Origin of the sequence: Sphingopyxis sp. 2PD (assembly GCF_005503695.1) — a bacterium.
Classification (GTDB): Bacteria; Pseudomonadota; Alphaproteobacteria; order Sphingomonadales; family Sphingomonadaceae; genus Sphingopyxis.
Genome location: NZ_SCMU01000002.1, coordinates 307,921 through 332,176, shown reverse-complemented (window position 1 = coordinate 332,176; position 24,256 = coordinate 307,921). Strand labels below are relative to the sequence as shown.

At 64.7% G+C, this 24,256-nt stretch carries 20 protein-coding genes; 15 read left to right on the top strand and 5 right to left on the bottom strand.

What is annotated here, in order from left to right; translation table 11 throughout:
• Positions 1-28: 28 nt before the first annotated feature.
• Positions 29-2,527, bottom strand: a complete 2,499-nt coding sequence (gene ligD, locus FFS18_RS03385) for a DNA ligase D (RefSeq protein ID WP_137869754.1) — start codon at positions 2,525-2,527, stop codon at positions 29-31.
• Between the two features lies 1 nt (position 2,528).
• Positions 2,529-3,389: a non-homologous end joining protein Ku gene (gene ku / locus FFS18_RS03380; RefSeq protein WP_137869753.1), complete on the bottom strand. Its 861-nt coding sequence runs from the start codon at positions 3,387-3,389 to the stop codon at positions 2,529-2,531.
• Positions 3,390-3,589: 200 nt separating this feature from the next.
• Between ku and FFS18_RS03375 the strand changes: the two genes are divergently transcribed.
• The 15 genes from FFS18_RS03375 to FFS18_RS03305 all read left to right on the top strand — a co-directional run bounded on the left by FFS18_RS03375 (position 3,590) and on the right by FFS18_RS03305 (position 22,884).
• A complete protein-coding gene (locus FFS18_RS03375; protein ID WP_137869752.1) occupies positions 3,590-4,171 on the top strand; it encodes an ANTAR domain-containing response regulator in 582 nt (193 codons plus the stop codon).
• Complete coding sequence (locus FFS18_RS03370; RefSeq protein WP_137869751.1) at positions 4,168-5,379, top strand: CmpA/NrtA family ABC transporter substrate-binding protein; 1,212 nt, start codon at positions 4,168-4,170, stop codon at positions 5,377-5,379. Before FFS18_RS03375 ends, FFS18_RS03370 begins: the two co-directional genes overlap by 4 nt.
• A 248-nt stretch (positions 5,380-5,627) precedes the next feature.
• Positions 5,628-6,863, top strand: coding sequence for a nitrate/nitrite transporter (locus FFS18_RS03365; protein ID WP_137869797.1), 1,236 nt, complete (start codon positions 5,628-5,630; stop codon positions 6,861-6,863).
• Between the two features lie 2 nt (positions 6,864-6,865).
• The gene (locus FFS18_RS03360) at positions 6,866-8,080 is read left to right on the top strand and encodes an alginate export family protein (RefSeq protein WP_137869750.1); all 1,215 of its coding nucleotides are present in this window, start codon (positions 6,866-6,868) and stop codon (positions 8,078-8,080) included.
• Positions 8,080-10,557, top strand: a complete 2,478-nt coding sequence (gene nirB / locus FFS18_RS03355; RefSeq protein ID WP_137869749.1) for a nitrite reductase large subunit NirB — start codon at positions 8,080-8,082, stop codon at positions 10,555-10,557. Before FFS18_RS03360 ends, nirB begins: the two co-directional genes overlap by 1 nt.
• Entirely contained in the window at positions 10,554-10,895 is a 342-nt protein-coding gene (gene nirD, locus FFS18_RS03350) for a nitrite reductase small subunit NirD (RefSeq protein WP_137869748.1), read from the top strand. Before nirB ends, nirD begins: the two co-directional genes overlap by 4 nt.
• Positions 10,895-13,492, top strand: a complete 2,598-nt coding sequence (locus tag FFS18_RS03345) for a nitrate reductase (protein ID WP_137869747.1) — start codon at positions 10,895-10,897, stop codon at positions 13,490-13,492. The genes nirD and FFS18_RS03345 overlap by 1 nt, the downstream gene beginning before the upstream one ends.
• Complete coding sequence (gene cobA / locus FFS18_RS03340; protein ID WP_137869746.1) at positions 13,482-14,267, top strand: uroporphyrinogen-III C-methyltransferase; 786 nt, start codon at positions 13,482-13,484, stop codon at positions 14,265-14,267. Before FFS18_RS03345 ends, cobA begins: the two co-directional genes overlap by 11 nt.
• The gene (locus tag FFS18_RS03335) at positions 14,260-15,492 is read left to right on the top strand and encodes a molybdopterin molybdotransferase MoeA (RefSeq protein ID WP_137869745.1); all 1,233 of its coding nucleotides are present in this window, start codon (positions 14,260-14,262) and stop codon (positions 15,490-15,492) included. Before cobA ends, FFS18_RS03335 begins: the two co-directional genes overlap by 8 nt.
• The gene (locus FFS18_RS03330) at positions 15,483-15,974 is read left to right on the top strand and encodes a hypothetical protein (RefSeq protein ID WP_137869744.1); all 492 of its coding nucleotides are present in this window, start codon (positions 15,483-15,485) and stop codon (positions 15,972-15,974) included. The genes FFS18_RS03335 and FFS18_RS03330 overlap by 10 nt, the downstream gene beginning before the upstream one ends.
• 1,367 nt (positions 15,975-17,341) lie before the next feature.
• Complete coding sequence (locus tag FFS18_RS03325; RefSeq protein WP_137869743.1) at positions 17,342-18,826, top strand: peroxidase family protein; 1,485 nt, start codon at positions 17,342-17,344, stop codon at positions 18,824-18,826.
• A 317-nt stretch (positions 18,827-19,143) separates the two neighbouring features.
• Positions 19,144-19,575 (top strand): response regulator transcription factor, encoded by a 432-nt coding sequence (locus FFS18_RS03320; protein ID WP_249340269.1) that lies wholly within the window; start codon positions 19,144-19,146, stop codon positions 19,573-19,575.
• Between the two features lie 80 nt (positions 19,576-19,655).
• Positions 19,656-20,666, top strand: coding sequence for a YaiO family outer membrane beta-barrel protein (locus FFS18_RS03315; RefSeq protein ID WP_171005209.1), 1,011 nt, complete (start codon positions 19,656-19,658; stop codon positions 20,664-20,666).
• Between the two features lie 2 nt (positions 20,667-20,668).
• Positions 20,669-21,703, top strand: a complete 1,035-nt coding sequence (locus tag FFS18_RS17580; RefSeq protein ID WP_137869740.1) for a HEAT repeat domain-containing protein — start codon at positions 20,669-20,671, stop codon at positions 21,701-21,703.
• Positions 21,700-22,884: a glycosyltransferase family 2 protein gene (locus tag FFS18_RS03305; protein WP_212743014.1), complete on the top strand. Its 1,185-nt coding sequence runs from the start codon at positions 21,700-21,702 to the stop codon at positions 22,882-22,884. Before FFS18_RS17580 ends, FFS18_RS03305 begins: the two co-directional genes overlap by 4 nt.
• Here the strand turns inward: FFS18_RS03305 and FFS18_RS17360 are convergent.
• The 3 genes from FFS18_RS17360 to FFS18_RS03295 all read right to left on the bottom strand — a co-directional run bounded on the left by FFS18_RS17360 (position 22,850) and on the right by FFS18_RS03295 (position 24,163).
• Entirely contained in the window at positions 22,850-23,002 is a 153-nt protein-coding gene (locus FFS18_RS17360) for a hypothetical protein (protein ID WP_171005208.1), read from the bottom strand. The two genes, FFS18_RS03305 and FFS18_RS17360, sit on opposite strands and share 35 nt — an antisense overlap.
• Positions 23,003-23,205: 203 nt before the next feature.
• Entirely contained in the window at positions 23,206-23,682 is a 477-nt protein-coding gene (locus tag FFS18_RS03300; RefSeq protein WP_249340268.1) for an SDR family oxidoreductase, read from the bottom strand.
• A 175-nt stretch (positions 23,683-23,857) separates the two neighbouring features.
• Positions 23,858-24,163: a hypothetical protein gene (locus FFS18_RS03295; RefSeq protein ID WP_137869738.1), complete on the bottom strand. Its 306-nt coding sequence runs from the start codon at positions 24,161-24,163 to the stop codon at positions 23,858-23,860.
• Between the last annotated feature and the right edge of the window lie 93 nt (positions 24,164-24,256).

Genomic DNA, 24,256 nt, shown 5'->3' with positions numbered 1-24,256 from the left:
GAGTGAATTTGGGGTTGTACTGTCAAATTCAAGGAAGTGACTGGCTTGCGAAAGCCCACCCCTTGAGGTCGGGGCTTGCCGCGCGGTCGAGAAGCTCTTGGACGTCCCCAATCGTCCAGGCGCCAGCCTTGTCGACATCGGCGAGCGCATCCCAGCCGATCGGTACCGCGACCGGCGCGCCTTCGCGCGCGCGGGCGGCATAGGGCATGATCGCGGTGCTGCCGCGCTGGTTGCGCAGCCAGTCGATGAAGATCTTGCCCTTGCGTTTCGCCTTGCTCATCGTCGCGACATAGCGGTCGGGCTCGGCAAGGCTCAGCGCCTCGGCAAAGCGTTTGGCGAAATCCTTGTGCGCGTCCCAGCTGTGGCCAGGGTCGACGGGCACGACGACGTGCACACCCTTGCCGCCCGACAGCATCGCAAAGCTGACGAGGCCGATGTCGGCGAGCTGGCGGCGGATGTCGGTCGCGGCCTTTTTGACGTCGGCAAAGCCCAGCCCTTCGTCGGGGTCGAGGTCGAAGATAAGGCGGTCGGGCCGCTCGATCGCATCGACGTGGCTCGCCCAGCCGTGGAATTCGATCGTCCCCATCTGAACGCACGCGAGGATGCCGTCCGAATCCTCGACATAGAGATAGTCCTCATGGCCGCCGTCCTTCTCCTGGATCGGGACATGATGGACATGGTCGCCGAAGCTGCCCGAATCATGCTTTTGGAAAAAGCATTTCTTCGCGCGCCCCTGCGGACAGCGGACGAGGCTGATCGGGCGGCGCGCCATGTGCGGGAGCATCAGCGGGGCGATCGCGGCATAATAGTCGGCGAGGTCGCCCTTGGTCGCCCCGGCCTCGGGAAAGATGACGCGGTCGCGGCTGCTGATCGTGACGTCGCTGGCGGGTTGCGGCGCGGGCTGTTTCGTTTCGGGGGTCACATGCTTTGCCTCCTTGTCGCTGCGCAGGCCGAGGAAACTTGCGTGGCGGACCGATCCGCTCGCGGTAAATTCGGCGAAAGCGATCTCGGCGACGAGATCTGGCCGGAGCCAATGCGCCTTGCGCGCGGTGGTGGCGTCGACGTCGAGCGGGGCGGTCTTGCGTTCGAGCCGCGCGAATCGCTTTGCAAGGTCGGCCATGGTGGCGGCGTCGAAGCCGGTGCCGACATTGCCCTTGTAGACGAGGTCGCCCTTCTCGCGCTGCGCAAGGAGGAGCGAGGCGAAGGGGCGGCCCTTGGCCGATGAGGGGTTCCAGCCCACGATCACGAATTCCTGGCGACGGGTGCATTTGACCTTGACCCAGTTGCGGCTGCGGCGGCCGGTGTAGACGGCGTCGGCGCGTTTCGAGATGATGCCTTCCTGCCCCGCGCCGCACATCGCGGCGTAAAGCTTCTCGCCCGCGCCGATGACATGGTCGGCGACCGCGACCGGCGGCGCGGCATCGCGCAGCAGCGCTTCGAGCCGCTCCTTGCGTTCGAGATTGCCAAGCTTGGTAAGCGATTTGCCGTCGAGTTCGATGAGGTCGAAGGCGAAGAAATGGAGGTCGGTGCCCGCGTCCTGCGCGCCATGGCCGCGTTTGAGGACGGCTTGCAGCGACGAGAAGTCGGGATTGCCGTCCTTGTCATAGGCGACGATCTCGCCGTCGATCAGGCAGGGCGGCAGATCGAGCGCGGCGATGTGGCCGACCAGCGGGGCGAACTTGTCGGTCCAGTCGAGGCCGTTGCGGGTGTAGACGCGCACGTCCGATCCCGCGGCGGCGATCTGGGCGCGGTAGCCGTCGAACTTGATCTCGTGGAACCAGCCGTTGCCCGCGGGCACCGCATCGACGAGCGTCGCAAGCTGAAGCGCACGGAATTTGGGCAGCTTGCCCTTGGCTTGGGGCTTTGCAACCCGTTTGTTGTGCGTGGCGGCGGCTTGCATCTTCTTCGTAAAGGCGGCGCCGCTGGCGCCCTTCAGCGATTGTTCGCCGCCTTCGTCGCCCGCAATCTCGGCCATCGTCCGGTCGGTGAGGACGCTCGTCAGATGCCGGCCGACCAGATCGTCGGGGCCGCCGGCATAGGCATCGTCAATCTTGCGCAGCAGCCAGTTCTCGCGCTTCTCGCCCGCGCGCGGTTTCATGCGGACGAGCAGCCATTCGCCCTTCATCCTTGTCCCGTCGAGGGTGAAGTGGAGATGGCCCTTGTCGATGTCCTTCGCGCTCTTGCCCGCGACGGGCTCCCATGTGCCGCGGTCCCACAGCATCACGCTGCCGCCACCATATTCGCCCTTGGGGATCACGCCCTCGAAATCGGCGTAGCTCATCGGATGGTCTTCGGTGCGCACCGCAAGCCGCTTATCGGCCGGATCGGCGCTCGGCCCCCTGGTCACCGCCCAGCTTTTGAGCACGCCGTCGACCTCGAGCCGGAAGTCGTAATGGAGCCGCGTCGCGTCATGTTTCTGAACGATGAAGCGGTTGCCCGCACCTTTGGCGACCTTGCCCGCGGGCTCGGGGGTCAGCTTGAAGTCGCGCTTGGCATTATATTGGGCGAGGGGATCGGTGCGCGCCATGTCAGGCGCGCTTTCTCGCCGCCGGTTTCTTTGCGGGCGCCTTCTTTGCGGCTGCGGCGGGCGGCTTTTTCTTGCCGTCGACCGATGCTTTCAGCGCCGCCATCAGGTCGATGACGTTCGACCCGCGGTCGGCGGCGGCGGGCTCCTCGACATCCTCCAGCACGCGTTTGCCTTTGGCTTTCGCCTTTTTGGCGACGAGCCGCTCGATCGCGTCGACATAATGGTTGCGATAGTCGCTGGCGTCGAACGCGCCGCTCTTCTTTTCGATCAGCGTTTCGGCAAGGTCGAGCAGGTCGGCGTCGGGTTTGGCATTGCCGACGTCGCGGAAATAATTGGCCGCCTTGTTGACTTCGTCGGCATAGCGCAGCGCCTCCAGCACCAGGCCCTTGCCGCAGGGGCGCAGCGCGACCAGCTGTTCCTGCCCGCGCAGCGAAAGCTGGCCGAGGCCGACCTTTTTCGTGCGGCGGAGCGCTTCGCGCAGCACGATATAGGCTTCTTCGGCCAGTTCGTCGGCGGGGACGACATAATAGGGCTTAGCATAATAGAGGATGTCGATGTCGCCGGCATCGACGAACTGGACCAGCTCGAGCGTGCGCTTGCTCTCCAGCTTGACCGCCTCGATCTCCTCCTCGTCGAGCAGGACATAATTGCCCTTCGACAGCTCGAAGCCCTTGACGATGTCGTCATGATCGACCGCGCCGATGCCGGGCACGGTCTTTTCATATTTGACCGGCTTTCCACTCGGTTCGTGGATCTGGCGAAAACTGACCGCGGCGCCCGATTTGGTCGCCGAATAGATTTCGACCGGGATCGACACCAGCGCGAGGCGGATCTGGCCCTTCCAGTATGCGCGTGCAGGCATCGTTGATTTCCTTCCGCAAGGAAAATGCCTGAACCGATTTGACGTTCCATGCGAACGCGGATCAACCGACGCGGATTGGCCGATAGCCGCCTGTCGGCTTTGAGCTCAAAATATCAAATAGCGGCCATTCGGCAGCAGCGATCCATAGCAAAGCTGAAACCTGCTAGCAGATTTGTGCGCCGCAGCGTAAAGGCGCGGTCATGAGGATCGCGATCATCGACACCAGCACGACGCGCGCTGCCATCATTTCGGATGGCCTGCGCGAGGCCGGACTCGACGATCTGGTGGTGATCGACACGGCGGGTCCGTTGGCCTCGCAGATCGAAGTCGCCCAGCCCGAAGTCGTCCTCATCAACCTCGAAAATCCCAGCCGCGATCTGCTCGAGGATTTCTTCGCCATGTCGCGCGCGCTGGCGCGGCCGATCGCGATGTTCGTCGACCAGAGCGATGCCGAAGCGACCGGCGCGGCGATCGACGCCGGGGTGTCAGCCTATGTCGTCGACGGGCTGTCGAAACAGCGGATCAAGCCGGTGATCGACCTTGCGATCCGCCGTTTTCAGGCCTTTTCGCGGCTTCAACGCGAGCTCGACGAGGCAAAAAATGCCCTCGTCGAACGCGAGACGATTGATCGTGCCAAGGCGATCCTGATGAAACGGCGCGCGATCGACGAACCCGCTGCTTATGCACTGCTGCGCGGTCAGGCGATGCGCACCAACCGCCGCATTTCGGAAATAGCGGAAGCGATCGTGACCAGCGACGCGCTGCTGGGAGACATGGAATGAGCGCCGAGACGTTCCGCATCGGCTTTCTGCCGCTGGTCGATGCCGCGCTGCCGATCCTGGCGCACGAGCTGGGCTTTGCGGCGCGCGAAGGCGTGCAGATCGAGCTGGTCCGCGACATGACCTGGGCGACGGTGCGCGACCGGCTGCTCTATGGCCATACCGACGCCGCGCACATGATCGCGCCGCTGGCGATCGCGACGGCGCTCGGCCGCGACCGCCCGGCGGTGCCGATGGCGGTGCCGTTCGTGCTGGGGCTCAACGGTAATGCCGTGACCTTTTCGACCGAGCTCGCCAAGGATGTCGGACTGGGCGAAACGCTGGGAGATCCCGCAACAATTGGCGCGGCGCTGCAGCGCGTCGCCGCGGCGCGTAAAATTGCGGGCAAGCCGCTGCGCTTCGGCGTCGTGCATCGCTACTCCAGCCATAATTATATGCTGCGATACTGGCTCGCGGGAGTCGGTATCCGCCCCGATATTCATGTCGACATCGTTGTCACCAGCCCGCCCTTTGCCGCCGACGCGCTGGCCGCCGGCGAGGTCGACGGCATCTGCGTCGGCGAACCGTGGAACTCGATCGCGGTCGAGCGCGGCGTCGGCCATATCGCGCTCGCCACCGCGCAGATCTGGCGCCGCGGCGTCGAAAAGGTGCTCGCGCTGCGCGAAGCCGTCGTCGACGACCGCCGCGATGCAGTCGAGGCGCTGCTGCGCGCGCTCCGCGCCGCCGCCGCCCATTTCGTCGAGCCCGGCACCGCCGAGGACAGCGCCGCCATTTTGGCGCGCCCCGAATATCTGGACGCGCCCCGCGATGCGGTGCTGCGCGGGATCACCGATCATATCCGGCTGACCCCAGGCGGCGAACCGGTCCATTTTCCCGATTTCATGTTCCAGCACCGCGAAGCCGCCAACTTCCCCTGGCGCAGCCAGGCCGCGTGGCTCTATTCGCAGATGCTGCGCTGGGACGGCACCCCCTACTCGAGCGCCGACGCCGCCACCGCAGCCGCAGTGTTCCGCCCCGACATCTATCGCGCCGCGCTCGCCGGGTCGGGAGCACCGCTGCCGGGGGCGAGTTCGAAGCTGGAAGGCGGCATCGATACCCCACTCGGCGCCGGGTCGGTACAGGGGCGCCTGCTGCTCGGCAGCGACCGCTTTTTCGACGGTCGCGCCTTCGATCCCGACGATATTCTGGGCTATCTTGCTGATCTTCCCTGAGTTTCAAATTATGCTGCACCTGCGAAATAACCGCTTGCGCGCTGCCTACGAATCAGGCAGCTTAAGGGCACTCGGCAAGGCTGCCGGGGCAGGATAAAGCGGCTACGGCTCCAACGACGGGGCCGGTCCGCGCGGCAGGCGGGAAGCCTTTTCCCGTAATCCAACAGGCAATGAAGCCGTCAGGATGCGCCCGCGTGGCCGCTGTCCTGGCGGCTTTTTTATTGCCCGTCACACGAAGGGGACGGACGATAACGACGGCACATGCGGGGGCAGCCACAGCGCCCAAATCGAATTTCTGGTCCAGCGGGCACTGGCCGACGCTGGTCGCCGCCTTCCTGTACTTCGACCTCGCCTTCATGGTGTGGGTCATCCTCGGCCCACTCGCGCCCGCGATCTCCGCCGACCTGGGGCTCAGCCCGGCGCAAAAGGGGCTGATGGTCGCGGTGCCGACGCTCGCCGGGGCGCTGCTGCGCGTCGTCAACGGCCTGCTTGTCGATCGCATCGGTCCCAAGCGCGCCGGCGCGATCAGCCAGGTGATCGTGATCGCCGGGCTTTTCCTCGCATGGTTGATGGGGGTGACCAGCTTCACCGGCACGCTCGCGCTGGGCGTGGTGCTCGGCTTTGCCGGGGCCAGCTTTGCGATCGCGCTGCCGCTCGCCAGCCGCTGGTATCCGCCCGAGCATCAGGGCAAGGCGATGGGGCTTGCCGGCATGGGCAATTCGGGCACCGTGCTCGCAGCCCTGTTCGCCCCAGGCCTTGCGGTCATGTTCGGCTGGAACGCGGTACTCGGCCTCGCCTGCATCCCGCTCACCATCGTCTTCTTCGTCTATCTGCTCATGGCAAAAGACGCGCCGAACGCACCCGCGCCCAAGAAACTCGCGCATTATTTCGAGCCGCTCAAGACCGCCGACGCCTGGTGGCTGATGGCCTTTTATTCGGTGACTTTTGGCGGTTTTGTGGGGCTCGCAGCGTCACTGCCAATCTATTTCACCGACCAGTTCCACCTGACCCCGGTGCTGGCGGGCTATTGCACCGCGGCCTGCGTCTTTGCCGGGTCGCTGGTCCGCCCGATGGGCGGCGCGCTCGCCGACCGCATCGGCGGGGTCAAGGCGCTGATGATGGTCTATGTCGTCGCCGCGCTGGCGCTCGCTGGGGTGCCGCAGGCCGATACGCTGCCCGCCGCGCTCGGCCTGTTCGTCATCGCGATGCTCGCGCTCGGCACCGGCAACGGCGCGGTGTTCCAGCTTGTACCGCAGCGTTTTTCGGCCGAGATTGGCGTGATGACCGGGCTGGTCGGTATGGCGGGCGGCATCGGCGGCTTCTACCTCGCCTCATCGCTCGGCTTTGCCAAGCAGTGGAGCGGCAGCTTCGCACCGGGCTTCTACATCTTCGCGGGACTTGCCGTCGTCGCCCTGATCGGCCTGCTGTTCGTGAAAAGCCAGTGGCGCAGGGCCTGGGGCGCCGCCGAAGGCGTGCGGATCTAGCCATGGCCCGCACCCTCATTCTCTTGCTGGCGCTCGCGCCGGCCGGGCCGGCGCATGCCCAAGCCGTCCAGATCAAGCCGCTCGGCGAAGCCCGCCTCCGCCATGAAACGGTCGATCAGGACGGTCTGGCGGCCGATGCCGAAGCCCTGACCCTGCGCCTGCGCGCCGGGGTCGAGGCCAGGGCGGGGCGCTGGTCGGTGCTGGTAGAGGGGCAAGGCAATCTAGCGCTTGTCGATCAGTATTTCGATGGTCTCCACGGTGCCGCGACCCGGCCGATCATCGCCGATCCCGAAAACATCGCCCTCACCCGCGCCCAGCTGCGCTACGCCTCGCCCGCCTTCACGGTGACCGCGGGGCGGCAGCGGATCGGTTTCGACGACGAGCGTTTCGTCGGCGGCGTCGGTTTTCGTCAAAACGGCCAGAGCTATGACGCGGTGCGCGCCGAGGTGACGCCGCTCAAGGGTCTCAAAGTCGACCTAGCCTATGCGTGGAGCGTGCGGACGATCTGGGGCATCGACGGCGTCGGCGCGCGGCAGCAGGCGGTGTCGGGCGACAATGTCTTTGCCAATGTTGGCGCCCAGACCCCCGTCGGCAAGCTCAGCGGCTTCGCCTATCTGGTCGATCAGGACGAAGCGGCGATGCAGGGTTTCCGCATGTCGAGCCAGAGCTACGGGGTCCGGCTCGACGGCAACCAGCCGCTCGGTAAGGCGAAGATTGCGTATCAGCTGAGCTACGCGCACCAGTCCGACTGGCACCGCAATCCTAACGACTATCGCGCCGACTATTATTTCGCCGACGTTGCTCTCGATTTTGGCGGCCCGCGGCTGGGTGTCGGCTACGAAGTGCTGGGCGCCAGTTCAAGAGCGATTGGGGGCACTGCACTCACCAGCTTCCAAACCCCGCTTGCCACCGGGTTCAAATTCCAGGGCTGGGGCGACAAGTTTCTGGTCACCCCGCCCGACGGGGTGCGCGACTTGTATGCAAACGCCGGGTGGAGCTGGGACGCGGTCGGTCCGCTGAAAGCCGTCACCGTGCAGGCGGCCTATCACGACTATCGCAGCGACCGCGCGAGCCGTTCCTATGGCGACGAGATCGACCTGCTCGCGAGCGCCAGGCTCGGCAAGATCACCGGCTCGGTGCGCTACGCGCATTACCGCGCCGATAGCTTCGCCACCGACACCGACAAATTTTGGCTGCAACTGGACTGGATGCTGTGATGGAACACCGCCCCCTTAACCGCGGCGCCGACACGCGCGAGCATCTGATCGTGATCGGCAACGGCATGGCCGGCTGCCGCGCGGTCGAGGAGCTGCTCGCGCGCGACGCCGACCGCTATCGGGTAACAATTTTCGGCGCCGAACCGCGGGTCAACTACAACCGCATCATGCTCTCCCCCGTGCTCGCGGGCGAAAAGAGCTTCGACGACATCGTGATCAACGACGCCAACTGGTATGCCGCGAACGGCATCGCGCTGGTTGCGGGCGATCCGGTCGCGGCGATCGACCGCGCCGCAAAGACGGTGACGACGCGCGGCGGCACCACCGACGCCTATGATCGGCTGCTGATCGCCACCGGTTCCGACCCCTTCATCATCCCGGTGCCGGGCAAGGATCTGCCCGGCGTGATCGCGTTTCGCGACATGGACGATGTCGATACAATGCTCGCGGCGGCCGACGCCGGGGGCGACGCCGTAGTGATCGGGGGCGGGCTGCTCGGGCTGGAGGCCGCGCACGGACTTTCGCTCCGCGGCATGAAGGTCACCGTCATCCACCTGATGCCGACTTTGATGGAACGCCAGCTCGACGAGGCGGCAGGTTGGCTGCTCAAGCAGGCGCTGGAAGGCCGCGGCCAGACGATCCTGACCGGCGCCGACACCGCCGCAATCGTCGGTGACGGCAAGGTCGAGGGCGTGAAGCTCAAGGACGGAACGCTGATCCCCGCGAGCCTCGTCGTCATGGCGGTCGGCATCCGCCCCTCGGTCGCCCTTGCGCGCGATGCCGGGCTCGCGGTCGGGCGCGGCATCCAGGTCGACGACCATATGGTCACCAGCGACCCCGCCGTGCTCGCGGTCGGCGAATGCGTCGAGCATGATGGGCAGGTTTACGGCCTCGTCGCGCCGTTGTGGGACATGTGCCGCAGCCTCGCCGACGGGCTGGTCGAACAGCCCACGGGCTATCGCGGCTCGGTGACCTCGACCAAGCTCAAGGTCTCCGGCATCGACGTGTTTTCGGCAGGCGATTTTTCGGGCGGCGACGGCTGCGAGGACATCGTGCTGCGCGATGCTAGCCGCGGCATTTACAAGCGCGTCATCGTCAAGGATGACCGCATCGTCGGCGCGGTGCTTTACGGCGATACCGCCGACGGCAGCTGGTACTTCGACCTGCTGAAAAAGCAGGAGGATGTCTCCGACCTTCGTGACCTGCTGATCTTCGGCCAGGCCTTCGCCGCGGGAGGCGGCGCCGCGGACCCTAAGGCGGCCGTTGCGGCGCTCTCGGACGATGCCGAGATTTGCGGCTGCAACGGCGTCACCAAGGGCCAGGTCGTCTCGTGCATCGCCAAGGGCGCGCGCAGCCTCGACGCGGTGCGCAGCACCTGCAAGGCGTCAGCCAGCTGCGGGTCATGCACCGGCCTCGTCGAAACGCTGCTCGCGCTGACATTGGGCGACGAGGTACAGGCCGGGCCAAAGACGATGTGCAAATGCACCAGCTTCGGTCACGACGACGTGCGCCGCGAAATCGTCGCGCAGAGCATGCAGTCAATCCCCGAAGTTATGCAGCAGCTGCACTGGACGACCCCCGACGGCTGCTCGTCATGCCGCCCCGCGCTCAACTATTATCTGCTCTGCGCGCTCCCCGGCGATTATGTAGACGACCAGCAGAGCCGCTTCGTCAACGAGCGGCTGCACGCGAATATCCAGAAGGACGGCACTTACTCCGTCGTCCCGCGCATGTCGGGCGGGCTCACCAACCCCACCGAACTCCGCGCGATCGCCGATGTCGTCGAGAAATATGACGCGCCGATGGTCAAGGTCACCGGCGGCCAGCGGCTCGACATTTTCGGGATCAAGAAGGAGGATCTGCCCGCGGTGTGGGCCGATCTCAATGCCGCCGGGATGGTGTCGGGGCACGCTTATGGCAAGGCGCTGCGCACGGTGAAGACCTGCGTCGGATCTGAATGGTGCCGCTTCGGCACCCAGGATTCGACCGGGTTGGGCGTCAAGATCGAGCGGATGAGCTGGGGCAGCTGGATGCCGCACAAGTTCAAGATCGCGGTGTCGGGCTGTCCGCGCAACTGCGCCGAGGCGACGATCAAGGATTTCGGCATCGTCTGCGTCGATAGCGGTTACGAACTGCGCGTCGGCGGCAATGGCGGTATTCATGTCCGCGCCACCGACCTCCTCTGCAAGGTCGCGACCGAGCAGGAGGCGATGGATTACTGCGCCGCCTTCATCCAGCTCTACCGCGAAGAGGCCCGTTATCTGGAGCGCACCGCGCCGTGGATCGAGCGCGTCGGGGTCGAGCAGATCAAGGCGCGGATCGTCGACGACGCCGCGGGCCGGGAGGCGCTGCGCGCGCGCTTTCTCTACGCCCAAAGCTTTTCGCAGGACGACCCTTGGGCGCAGCGCGCCGAGGGGGCCGAAGCCGAACATCATGCGCCGATGGCACGCTTTACCCCGCAGGAAGAAATGGCATGACTACAGCAGAATGGCTCGACATTGGCTGGGTCGATGAAATCCCCGTGCGCGGCAGCCGCACCGTCCAGGTCGCAGGCGGCGACGACATCGCCGTGTTTCGCACCGCCGAGGGCAAAGTCTTCGCCCTCCTCGACCGCTGCCCGCACAAGCACGGGCGACTGTCGCAAGGGATCGTCCACGGCGGCGCGGTGGCCTGTCCGCTCCACAACTGGCGGATTTCGCTGTCCACCGGCGAGGCGCTGGGCGAGGACAAGGGCTGCACCCCCACGGTCCCGGTCAAGATCGACGGCGGCCGCGTGCTGATCTGCCGCGCGGGTACATTGAAGGCCGCGGCCTGATGAGCGAAGTGATCCGCACCACCTGCGCCTATTGCGGCGTCGGCTGCGGCATCCGCGCGAACGTGACCGGCGAACGGCAGGTCGAGATTGCGGGCGATCCCGATCATCCCGCGAACAATGGCAAACTCTGTTCCAAGGGCACGCATCTGGGCGAGACCGTTAGCCTCGAAGGCCGCTTGCTCAAGCCCATGATCGGCAACAAGCGGGCTAGCTGGGACAAGGCGCTCGACCTCGTTGCGAAGCGGTTCAAGGAGACGATCGCGCGCCACGGCCCGAACAGCGTCGCCTTCTATGTCTCGGGGCAGTTGCTGACCGAGGACTATTATGTCGCCAACAAGCTGATGAAGGGCTTCATCGGCACCGCCAATATCGACACCAATTCGCGCCTTTGCATGTCGAGCGCCGTCGCGGGGCATATGCGCGCGTTCGGCGAGGATATCGTACCGGCGACCTATGACGACCTCGACGCCGCCGACCTGATCGTGCTGGTCGGATCGAACACCGCCTGGTGCCACCCGATCGTCTATCAACGTATCCGCGCCCGCTGCGATGCGGGAGCCAAGCTTGTCGTCATCGACCCGCGCCGGACTGAAACCGCCGAGGAGGCCGACATGCATCTCGCGATCCGGCCCGGCAGTGACGTCGCGCTGATGAACGGGCTGCTGCAATATTGCCGCGAGGCGGGCGTGGTGGATGACACATACCTTGCCGCGCATGTCGCGGTTCCGCAAGATTTCTGGGACGAACTTGGAGGGGGGAACGACCTGTGGTCGGTGGCGCGGACGTGCGACGTGAGCGCTGCCGACCTCAGGCGTTTCTTTGAGCTGTTCGCCGCCCATCCGCGCACGGTCACGATGTTCAGCCAGGGGATCAACCAAGCGACGGCCGGGACCGATCAGGTCAACGCGATCCTCAACCTGCACCTCGCCACGGCACGGATCGGCAAACCCGGCGCCGCGCCCTTCTCGATCACCGGGCAACCCAATGCGATGGGCGGACGCGAGGTTGGCGGGCTCGCCTCGACGCTCGCGGCGCATATGGATTTTGCCCCCGAGAACCGCGCACGCGTCCAGCGTTTCTGGGCCGCGCCGACCATCGCCGAAAAGCCGGGACTCAAGGCAGTCGATATGTTCCGCGCGATCGGCGAAGGCCGCATCAAGGCCTTATGGGTGATGGCGACCAACCCCGCCGTCTCGATGCCTGACGCCAACCGGGTGCGCGCGGCGCTCGCCCACTGCCCGTTCGTAGTGGTCAGCGACGTGATCGAACATACCGACACCGGCGCCTTTGCGCATGTCCGTCTGCCCGCCGCCGCCTGGGGCGAAAAGGACGGCACCGTCACCAACAGCGACCGGATGGTCAGCCGCCAGCGCGCGCTGTTTCCGCTGCCCGGCGAGGCGATGCCCGACTGGTGGATCATCAAGGAAGTCGCGCAGCGGATGGGGTGGAAAACCGCCTTCGGCTATGACCGTCCCGCCGACATCTGGCGCGAGCATTGCCGCCTGTCGACCTATGACAATGGCGGCGCCCGCCTGTTCGCACTCCCCGGCGCGGCGCAGGGCGGCAATGCCGCATATGACGATATGGCGCCGTCCCGCTGGGGCGGCGCCCACCCCTTTGCCGACGGTCGCTTTTCGACCGAAGACGGCCGCGCGCGGCTCGTCGCGGTTGTTCAGAAGGACTTGCCCGAACCGCTCGCCAAATGGCCGTTGACGCTCAACACCGGACGTTACCGCGACCAGTGGCACACGATGACCCGCACCGGCCTCGCCCCCAAGCTGGCACGGCACCGCGAGGAGCCGCTGGTCGAGGTTCATCCCGTCGACGGCGCGGTGCTCAATCTCACCGAAGGCGGCCTCGCGCGCGTCGATACGCCGCAGGGCGACAGTATCTTCCGCGTCGCGTTCCATGCCGGCCAGCGGCGCGGTGAAATGTTCGTGCCGATCCACTGGACGGACCGGACGAGCAGCGGCGGCCGAACCGGACTCCTGTCCCGCCCCCTGGTCGATCCGGTGTCGGGCCAGCCGGGGTTCAAACGCACCCCGGCAGCGATCACGCCGGTCGCGGCAAAATGGCGCGGCTTCCTGCTCCTCGCGAACGCACCCGGTGATCGCCCCTCGTGTCTGTGGGCGACACGCATCTCGGTGCCGTCGGGCACGCTGTGGGAGCTCGCGGGCAACAGCGACCTGCGCGTTATTGAGGCGCTGCTGCCGAGGGGCGAACGTATCGAGGCGCAGGACGCGGCGCGCGGCACCTGCCGGATCGCGGTGATCGCGGACGGACGCCTCGCCGCCGCGTTGTTCGTCACCGAAAGCGGCGAGTTGCCGCCGCGCGACTGGCTGATCGCGCAGCTTTCCGCCCCGCAGGTCGCGCCAACCCTGCTCGCGGGTCGCGCGCCGGGGGTGCAAGCCGACCGCGGACCCGTCATCTGCGTCTGTTTTGATATCGGACTCAAAACCATTGCCGCCGCGATCCGCGACCAAAGGCTGGCCGATGTCGCCGCGATCGGCGCTGCGATCGGCGCCGGAACCAATTGCGGGTCGTGCCGCCCCGCGCTCGCCAAACTTATCGCCGAGGAGAAGATCGATGCCGCATGACGATTTTGCGCCGGGAAGCGTATGGCTGGTCGGCGCCGGTCCGGGCGATCCCGAACTGCTGACGATGAAAGCGGTGCGCCTGATCGAACGCGCCGACATCGTCTTTCACGATGCGCTTGTCGGCGAAGGCGTGCTGGCGCTGATCCCTCCGGGAACCGCGCGCATCAGCGTCGGCAAGCGCTCGGGTCGTCACTCGAAGGACCAGCGTACTATCGACGCCATGCTCGTCGACGCTGCGGCGACGGGGAAAAAAGTGGTGCGCCTGAAGGGCGGCGATCCGTCGATCTTCGCTCGCTCGGCCGAAGAGCTTGGCGCGCTTCGCGCCGCCGGGTTTCCCGTCCGCATCTGTCCCGGCATCACCACCGCCTGCGCCGCAGCAGCCTCCGCCGGCATTTCGCTCACGCTCCGCGGCGTTGCGCGCGAGGTCCGGTTCGTCACGGCCCACAGCAAACGCGGCGCGGCGCTCGGCATCGATTGGCACTCGCTCGCGCACGGTGGATCCACGCTCGTCTTCTACATGGGGCGTGATGCAGCCGAAGAGATTATGCGCGGCCTGATGCGCGCAGGCATGCCCGGCGCGATGCCCGTCCTGATCGCGTGCGACGTCAGCAGTCACCGGGAGCGGCGACTAGCCACGCGCCTTGACCTGCTCGAACTGGCGACTAAATCCTTCGCGGCCGATGCGCCGACGCTGATCCTGATCGGGGCGGCGGTTGCCCAGGCAGGCGTCGCATCGGTCAATCTCGAGGCGATCGCGGAGCCGGTAATTGGGTAAGCAGATCGACGTGAGCGCCGTTGCCGAATGCGCTGCGTCGATCGATTTTGATACGGCGCTGGCCATCCTCGCTCTTCATGCAAAGCCTCTAGACGCCGCGGTCGTTTCGCTCGCCGATGCGGGCCACTGCTATCTGGCCGCCCCTGTCTACGCCCGCCTAGATTCACCTCGCCGGGACTGCGCCGCGATGGATGGCTACGCGGTGCGCGATCACGACCTTAACGATAACGGTGTGACGCTTCGAGAGATCGGCACAAGCTATGCCGGCAGCGAAGACGCAGGTGAAATCGAGCCGGGCGAGGCGGTACGCGTTATGACCGGCGCTCCCCTGCCCCGGGGTGCCGATCGCGTCGTCATGATCGAATATTGCAGCGCGAGCGAGTCGGCCGTGACCATCGAACATGCCCCGCGCGGCAAGGCGCATATCCGGCGACGCGGGTCCGATTTTGCGTCTGGCCAGCTGCTCATTCCCGCGGGCACAAAGATCACGTCAGCAGCAGCCCTAACAGCAGCGGCAGCCGACCATCACGAACTGACCGTATCGCGGCGCCCGCGCGTCGCCCTTCTCGCGACGGGAGACGAGATCGCCGCGCCGGGCTCCGCTGGCGACGATAATTTCGCAGTCCCCGACAGCCTGAGCGCCGCGATCGACCTGCTCTGCCATTCCATAGGCGCGACGGTGGCGTCGAAGGCCCGGTTCGCGGATGATCCAGACGCGATCGCAAATGCGACGGAACTGGCGACTGCCGATATCGTCGTTGTTCTCGGCGGCGCCTCGCGCGGTGATAGGGACTTTGGCCGCGCTGCGTTCGAGCAGGCAGGTTTCGAAATTGCTTTCGCAGATGTCGCGATCAAGCCCGGCAAGCCGGTGTGGTACGGAAAGTACGGAGCGTCGCATATTCTGGGACTCCCCGGAAATCCCACTGCAGCGCTCACGGCGGCGCGTCTGTTCCTGGCGCCGCTGATCACTTGCCTTCTAGGCGGCAGGATAGAGGACGCCCTGCCCTGGCAGCTCATTCCCGCCGCGGCGGCCATCGCTGCCAATGGGCCGCGGGAAGCCTTTCTGTGCGCTACGACATCCTATGAAGGCGTGGTCGTCAGCAATCGACAAGAAGCATCGGGTCAAGCGCGGCTCGCGCGGACCAATGCTCTGGTGCGGCGCCCAGCCCACAGCTTCCCCATCCTTCCCGGCACTCTAGTTCCGACACTCGCCTTATGTTGTTAGGCCTGCTCGTCAAGCAGTTGGCAAAACCTTCGGCACCGCGTGCAGCGCCGCGCGGCCCCAACGCACGAACAAACGCGGATGCAGTCAATGTCGTGCTGCAGGCCACCGCACGGAAGATCTCCGAGCAAGGCAAGGACACATTGACCGATGCGGAAAAACGGATCTGGAATACCGCGGTCGTAATCTTCTTCATGACTGGAGATAGCAGAATTGGCGTGCCCGCCAATGCGCGCGTCACAAGTTGGGGCGCGTCTGCGGCGGGTTTCCGCGAAATGGGACACCCCAAGCTTGCCGAGTGCGTCAGGTCGATGGTGGTTGAACTCGCCTATCGCGCCGACCTTCACGGCCGGGACCAGACAGCCAACTCAGCTTCGCTACTCCGGATCGCAGAGCTCAAACGGAATTTTCAAACGATTGAAGCCGAGGTCGATTTGTCCGGAGAGCTTGGGGAACTGATCCATCGCTTGTATGAATCGGGGTGATCCTGCCGAGCAACGTCACCACCGACTTCTGGCCGAAGCGATCAGACAGGGGACGAGCGACGGCCGGGCCAAGAGGCCCGATCGTTTGTGGAGGTAGTCGGAGCTTGCCTGACCCCACTGGCTGGCCCTGAAACCAACTCCGGAAGAATGATGTTCGCGCTTCGACGATAGTCTTCATGGGAGTCGGCGGCTGGCGGGCACGACAAGCAAGTTCGTGGAAGCTACCATCGATGATGCATATGATGCGCTAGAACCGCACCTCGGAGTCACAAGCCTGCCGCGCGCAACCGCCACGTTGCGAGGTTTGTTCCTCTTCTACCTGTTTCTTGAACTGTTTGAGGACGTTAATGCAAATCCGGGAGATTGCAAATTCCCGGTGCGCACGGGACGGGGAAAGGGTCGCTGTCTTCGTCGTCCCGTGCGGCTTAAGAATGGTATCGCCCGAGTAGTTAAGATGTAGTGAGAATGGTCTCAGCGCTGCTGCGATTCCGAGCTGCCAGCAAAGCTGCAGCCTCGCCGAACGGGCACACACATCTTCTAGGCCTTCGGATGCAATTGCGGCCTGTCATCGCGCGCATGAACCGGCGCAATCCGGCTGAGCAACGTCACCACCGACTTCCGACTATGACAAAAAATAGCGCCCGCCGGATCGAGATCGGACGGGCGCCAGATGAAAAGTTCTGTCCTCATCGAGGAAGAGCTTTGCTGGGTCGCAAGACGCCTATAACGCGGGGCCAGCACCCCGGCTTGTACGGAAACGCCAAAAGAGCCGCAACATTTGCGGAGCATTAGCCGTTCAATTGAAGAGCGTTAGATGAGGTTATCTCCTCGTCGCGGTCCGCCCGCAACCACGACCAAAGCGCTCGCTGCAGCGTTTGTCGCCAGTCTAGTGGCAAGTCCGTTCGCCGCGCTTCTGGGATAAATCCTCGTTCTGGATGGTGACGCTTTCGCTCAAGATCTGACAAGCAGCGGCGTTTACACTGTTAGGCAGTGATGGGCTTGGTCGGATGATCCACGCTTGGCCGAGTTCCACCCGTCCGACGTCGATGCTTCCGTATGTCGAAAGCAGACATCGGTCCGCACAGCTGTGCGGCCCCTGTTCTCGCCATGAGTCCCCTCAGCCTTGCGGTCGGCAATATAGTTCCTTGGAGACGCGCCCCCAATCGCCCACCCATTTTTCAAACTGGCTTGCCGCATAACCGTCTCGGCAACTGAACGCTTCGCTAACCAGATTATAGACTTCCCATTCAAGGAATTGAAGGCCAGCGTCGCGCTAGGTGTCGTACCAAAAAAGCGGATGCCAGCTCCCGTCATGAGCGGATCGTCCCGAAAACCCAAAACATCGTCATAAAGACAGGAGAGACACCATGCCTCGCCACGGCGTATATCCGCGCGACATCGTTCCGCCTCGTTCCCAATATTCCGACGCCGGCCGCTTTGGCCGCATGTTTGGCGAATTGCCGCCCTTTGCCGCCGACACCCCCGATGTGCGTGCCGCGCTGCTCGACATCGGCAAGGTCGGCGGCATCATGGATGCGAAGGACAATCTGACCAAGACCCCCGCCGAGCTGATCACCAACCCGGCGCTGTCGGCAAAGAACAGCGACAGTCCGACACTGACCGCGGGCTTCACCTTTCTGGGCCAGTTTCTCGATCACGACATGACCTTCGACCCGACCTCCAGCCTCGAACGGCAGGTCGATCCCGAACAGATCGCCAATTTCCGCACGCCGAGTTTGGGCCTCGACAATGTCTATGGCGCCGGACCCGGCGGCAGCCCGCATCTGTACGACACGCAGGGCGGCAAGGGCGGCAAATTCCTGCTCGAGCCGACGGGGACCGCGAACAAGTTCGACGTGCCGCGCAATAGCCAGAATGTCGCGCTGATCGCCGATCCGCGCGACGACGAGAATCTGATCATCGGGCAGCTTCAGGTCGCGTTCCTGAAATTCCACAATCAGGTGGTCGAGCATGTGAAAACCAAGATCAAGCTGACCGGATCGGACGAGATTTTCGCCGAAGCGCAGCGGATCGTGCGCTGGCACTACCAGTGGATCATCGTCCATGAATTCCTGCGCAAAACATGCGGCGATGCGGTGGTCGACGATGTGCTGACCAACGGGCGCAAATATTACAACTGGCGCAACGAGCCGTTTATCCCGGTCGAATTTTCGGTCGCCGCCTATCGGTTCGGGCACAGCCAGGTGCGCCCGTCATACCGCGCGAACTTCACCGGCAACGGCGGCAGCCCGTTCTTTGCGATGATCTTTACCCCGACCCCGTCCGATCCGAACGATCCCGACGATCTGTCGGGCGGCTGCCGTGCGCCGCGGCGCTTCATCGACTGGCCGACCTTTTTCGACTTCAGCGACGGCAATGTCAGGCCGAACAAAAAGATCGACTCCACCCTGTCGACTTCGCTGTTCCGCCTGCCGGGATCCGTCGTGCCAAACCCCGATCCCAAGACGAACCCGGCCTCGCTCGCGCAGCGCAACTTACTGCGCCATCTGACCTTCTCGCTGCCGTCGGGCCAGCGGGTGGCGCGCGCGATGAAGCTGCCCGAGCTATCGAAGGGAGACCTGGCCGATCTCAAACCCCATGGTTTCGACGACCGGACGCCGCTGTGGTTCTATATATTGCGTGAAGCGCAGGTGGTGGAGAATGGTGAGCGGCTGGGACCGGTCGGGGCGCGGATCGTGACCGAGGTTTTCCTGGGGCTGCTGCAGGGCGACAAGGGCAGCTATCTGGCGCAAGATCCCGAATGGCAGCCATTCCTGCCGACGGTCGATGCCTCGAAAAAGGGCGATGATTTCAAGATGATCGACCTGCTGCGCTTCGCCGACGTTGCTTAATGAAATGTCGTAGCACGAACCGTCGGCATCGGCACCGATGCCGACGGTATCTGGCCGGTTGCGGTCGGGCAGCTTTCGGGCGGAAGAATCAAAAAGCGGACATACTCGGCAGACCTCGGCTTCGCGACAGGAATGGACTATTGCGGACATGAGGGTCTGTGGCTCGTCCCGGCGTCACGCACGACAGCACGCCGAAACATTCAGTGCTTCTAATCGCGGGCGTAGCCGAACAGTCCCAGTTGGAGACAGTAACGGCGCACCGTCAAGCCCACGGTCGCTATTATGCGTCCAATCGGCGCAATTGCACCTCGGCACCGATGCAACGCGTCGCGAGCGACCGTATTGAGGTAAGGAGAAAAATGGAGGCGTTGCCAACGATGCAGACGATATTGGTATGCGACGATGACGAGTTGTTGGTAGAACTCCTCACGCATCGGCTTGGAGCGCGCGGCTACCACGTCGTCGTAGCAGCAGACGGCGGCGCGGCCGTCAGGCAGGCATCGGAATGTGACCCGGATGCCATCGTACTCGACATGATGATGCCCGTACTCGACGGCCAACAGGTGTTGCGACGATTGAAGGCGGATCCAGCCACAGCCGCCATTCCGGTCATCATGCTCACCGCCCGGCGCCAGGAACAGGACATCGTCGGCACGCTCGAGCTAGGCGCCGACGATTATCTGGTAAAGCCGTTTATTCCGGAAGAGTTGATGAGCCGTTTGGCCCGCCTTGTGACGGCGCGTCGATGACCCGAATCTATTTTTTCGCCTTGGCGCTTTGCTGCACCACCGCAGCGCAAGCGCAGGATGCGCGGTCCACTGACTATGACATGGCTGTCGAAGCCAGGCTTGCCGGGGACGCGGCCCGCGCCGCTGCCCTGCTCGAACCGTTGATCGCAGCCAATCCCCGCAACAGCGACGCACAGGTCCAATTGGGCCTCGCGCGCATGGCCTTGGGTGAGTTGGATGCGGCGGAGGCGGCATTCCGCGCCGCGCTAACCGTCGCGCCCGGCTATACCGACGCCCATGTCGGCCTCGCCCGGGTTGCTCAGCGGCGGGGTGACCGCGCCGCGGCGCTTCGCGCTCTGGACGCGGCGGGTGTGCAAAGTGCGGAGATAGCGGAGCTTCGTAACCAACTGGCCGACGCCTCTTCCGGTCCGCGCTGGCAAATCGATGTGGACGCCGCGTACAGCTGGCTTGACGGTCCCCAACCCGACTGGCGCGAGCTTGCCTTTCAGCTTCGCCGATCCGAGGGCCGAGCCGCAATCGGCGCACGGATTGAATATGCCCGCCGCTTCGCCCGCGACGATGTCTATGGCGAAGCGCAGATCGACTATGGCCTGTCAGAGGCAGCCCGACTCTATGCGAGGCTGGGGGGCACGCCGAATGCCGATTTCCGTCCGGAATGGCAGCTCGGCCTTGGAGGATCGCTTCGCGTCAACGGCGGTCCCAACGCGACGATATTGACTCTGGATGGCCGGCAGGCCCGGTTCGCCGTAGGCGATGTCCAAAGTCTGACCCCCGGTATCGAACAATATCTCGGCGGGCGCTTCTGGCTTACGGGCCGATGGATCAACCTTTTCGACGAACGCGGGACGCATCGATCGGGGTTCGTCGTCCGCGGCGATGTTCAGGCCAGCGAACCGCTGCGCCTGTTCGCGGGCTACAGCGACGCTCCCGACACCGATGAGGGGGTGGTCGTCGATGTCCGGAGTCTGTTCGGCGGCGTCTCACTCGACCTCGGTCGTGATTACGCGCTCCGGTTCGCGGTCGCGCACGATGATCGCGAGACGGGAGCGGATCGTACGCAGTTGACGGTGGGTTTCGGGCTGCGCTTCTGACGATGCTGCGGCTGATCTGGGATCTTTCATTACTCCTCGCCGGTGCGGCGCTCGCGGTGATGTCGTTACTTGTCCTGCTCCGCGCTTTGTCCACTCGGCGGAGAGACCGGCTGCTTGCAGCGCGGCGGCGGCTTGCGCCGCTCCTGCTCGCTACAGCAGACCCACCGCGCGAAGGCATAGAAGGCATGGCAGATTCTGTCGTGACGCAACTGACCCTCGACCTCATCCAGCTCGTCCGCGGCGCCGAGCGGATACAATTTATCGGGAAGGCGGCCGAACTCGGGGTGCCCGATCGGCTGAGGCGTCAACTGCGGTCGTTCTCGCGGCGGCGGCGCATGATCGCGGTCCAGGGCCTCGCCCTGTTCGACGATGCCCTGTCCCGCGAAGCGTTGCTGGATACGCTCGGCGACCGCGACGACGAAATCCGGCTTGCGGCGGCCTTGGCTCTCGGACGCGGCGACAACCGCCCAGGGCTCGACGAGTTGGTCGCCCGCCTTGGGCTGCGGGACCATCGATCTTCGCTGCTGACGGTCACCCTGTTTCGTCATTATGCCAAAGAAGCGCCCGACGAAGTACAAGCCCTGGTGCTCGACACCGACCTGCCGCTATCCGTCCGTCTTGCCGCGATCGAGGCTCAGGCTGTGTCCGGCGATTATCGCCTCGTCCCCGCTATCGTTGAGCTCGGCCTTCGCGCGCCCGACGATAGCGAGGAATTGCCCCGATACCTTCATGCGCTGGGGCGTATCGGCCATCCCGCCGCGCGCGACGCGGTGCTGGCGGGTCTCGCCAGCAATTCGATGCCCGCGCGCGTCGCCGCTGCAGGCGCGGCAGGCCGGATTGCGCTTCTTGAAAGCGCCGATCAGTTGGCGGGCCTGCTCGACGCGCCGGAATGGTGGGTACGTTTCCGCTCGGCAGAAGCATTGCTCCAGCTGGGCGACACCGGCATCGTCCGCCTCCGGGAAGCAGCGGCATCCGGCGGCGAACTAGCCCGCGAGGCGGCGGCAGCGATGCTGGCGGAACGGGGTCTTGCGCCGTGATCAGCGCTCCGGACTGGTTGTTTCGCGCTGCCGAGATCGTGACACTGTTCGTGATTGCGTGCGGACTGATCCAGATCCTATTCTACATCGTCCAGTTGCTCTTCGCCGCCCTCGCACTCCATCGCCGACCGGCCCACGCCTCGACCAGCGCGCTATGGGACCGCTTTGGCGATATCGCGCCCTCGATCGCCATCGTCGCCCCTGCCTATAATGAGGAAGTCACTATCATCGAGAGCGTCGAGGCGCTGCTCGCGCTCCATTATCCCGATTTTGAAGTCATCGTCGTCAACGATGGATCGAAGGATGCGACGCTCCAGACCCTGATCGACCATTATTCGATGCGGCCCGTCGCGCGCTATCACGATCGCGCGCTTGCGCATCAGCCGATCCGCGGCCTCTACGCCGCGCCCGCTCGGCCGCGCCTGTTCCTCGTCGACAAGCAAAATGGCGGCAAGGCCGATGCGATGAATGCCGGCATCAACGTCGCCCGGACGCCGCTCGTATGCGTGATCGACGCTGATACGCTGCTCGAGCCTGACGCGCTGATGCGAGCCGTGCGCCCATTTATCGACGATCCGGCGCGCACGGTCGCCGTCGGGGGAACGATCCGCATCGCCAACGGCTGCCGCGTCGAAGGGGGACGCGTGGTCGAAGCGCGCCTGCCCCGCAACTTCTTCGCCCTGATGCAGGTTGTGGAATATCTGCGCGCCTTCTTGATGGCGCGGCTCGGACTGAGCGAGATGCAGACGCTTTTGATCATCTCCGGCGCATTCGGTCTCTTTCGCCGCAACAGCGTGATCGATGTCGGCGGCTTCAGCGCGGACACGGTGGGCGAGGATATGGAACTCGTGGTCAAGCTCCATCGCCGGATGCGCGACCTGAAGCGCCCGTACCGGATCGTCTATATTCCGGAGCCGGTCAGCTGGACCGAGGCGCCCGAGACGGCGGCCATACTCGGCAACCAGCGGGCGCGCTGGCAACGCGGGTCACTTGAAACCTTCCGGGCACACAAGGACATGTTCCTCAATCCCCGCTACGGCCGGATCGGCCTGGTCGGCTTCGGACAAGTGTGGATCGTCGACGTCATCGGACCGATCGTCGAGGTGGCGGGCTATCTGCTCGTGCCCCCGCTGTGGATGCTCGGGCTCATTTCGTTCGACTACGTGCGGTCACGACGATGATGCCCTCGTCTTCAGCGTCGTTCGCCGCAGGCGCGGCCGCATCCTGTGCATAGGTCGGCGCCACGATGAGCATGGTCGCCAGCACGGCGGTGGAAACGGCAAATTTCAGCTTGGTCATCAGACATCCCCAGATACGGCGGTCTTGGCCGCCCGTCGAAACCTATCTGACAGCTTTTTGACCTATATGAAAGGTTGACGATTGTGCCGATCCGCAGACGGGGTTTGCAGAGCGTGGTGCGAGCGAAGCGAAGCAATCCAGAGTGGCGTAAACCGCTCTGGATTGCTTCGCTTCACTCGCAATGACGATGTTTTTGGCGTCCGCTACCAGCAACTATATCCACCGTCGGCCAGCACCACGCTCCCGGTCATCAGACTCGCCATGTCCGACGCCAGGAACAGGATCACTGCCGCCACCTCCTCGGGCGCGCCCAGCCGCGCCATCGGCGTGCCGTCGATCCAGCGGCGATACATCTCGCCCTCTTGGTCGGCAAAAGCGTTGAGCGGCGTCGCGATATAGGTTGGCGCCACCGCATTCACCCGCACGCCGCGGCCAGCCCATTCGGCGGCCAGGCTTTTGGTCAGCTGATGCACCGCCGCCTTCGACGCGTTGTAATAGCTTTGCGGCTGCGGCCGGTTGACGATGAAGCCCGACATCGACCCGACATTGACGATGCTCCCCCGCCCTGCCGCCAGCATATGCCGCCCGAACGCTCGCGCGCACCAGAAGCTGCCGTTGAGGTTGACGTCGACCACATTCAGCCAATGTTCGTCCGCGACAAAGCAGCCTTTACAGATCACCTCATCAACGGCTATCGCGACAGTGTGCTCACGATCGTGAGTACACCCACTGAGTACACATGCGTCGTCTCACGTCGCAGAAAATGACGGAAAACCGTGGGCTTGTAGCCCATCCGACCCCTCCCGTAGGGGTCACCAGCCCGCCACCATGTCTTGTGGGCCGACAGCCACTGTGTCAGCGCAGCCAACCGGCCGCCGCCGCCAGCTCGCGGATTTCGGTGCAATGGCGCTGGCGCTGCTCGGGGCCCAGCGTCGGCAGGATGCGGGCATAGCCGCGCAGCTGAAGCGCGATCAGTTCGGGCGTAAGGTCGGGAAGTTTGGCCGCGAGAAATGCCCGGATCGCCGGTTCGTCGACGCGAAACCCGCACAGCTGCTGCGACGCGATGGCGACGGTTGTGCCGTTGAGGATCGCTTCCTCGCTGTAACGTGCCGGCCTTTCCGCCGCGACCGGCGGGGCCGACACGATGGCAAGGGCGGCCATCAAGCGAAAGAGAGCGCTAGCTGTCATCATCATGCCATCGTTCCCTGGGCGTGCGAGCGCCGCAAGACCGGCCATGCACCAGTGCATTTCCAG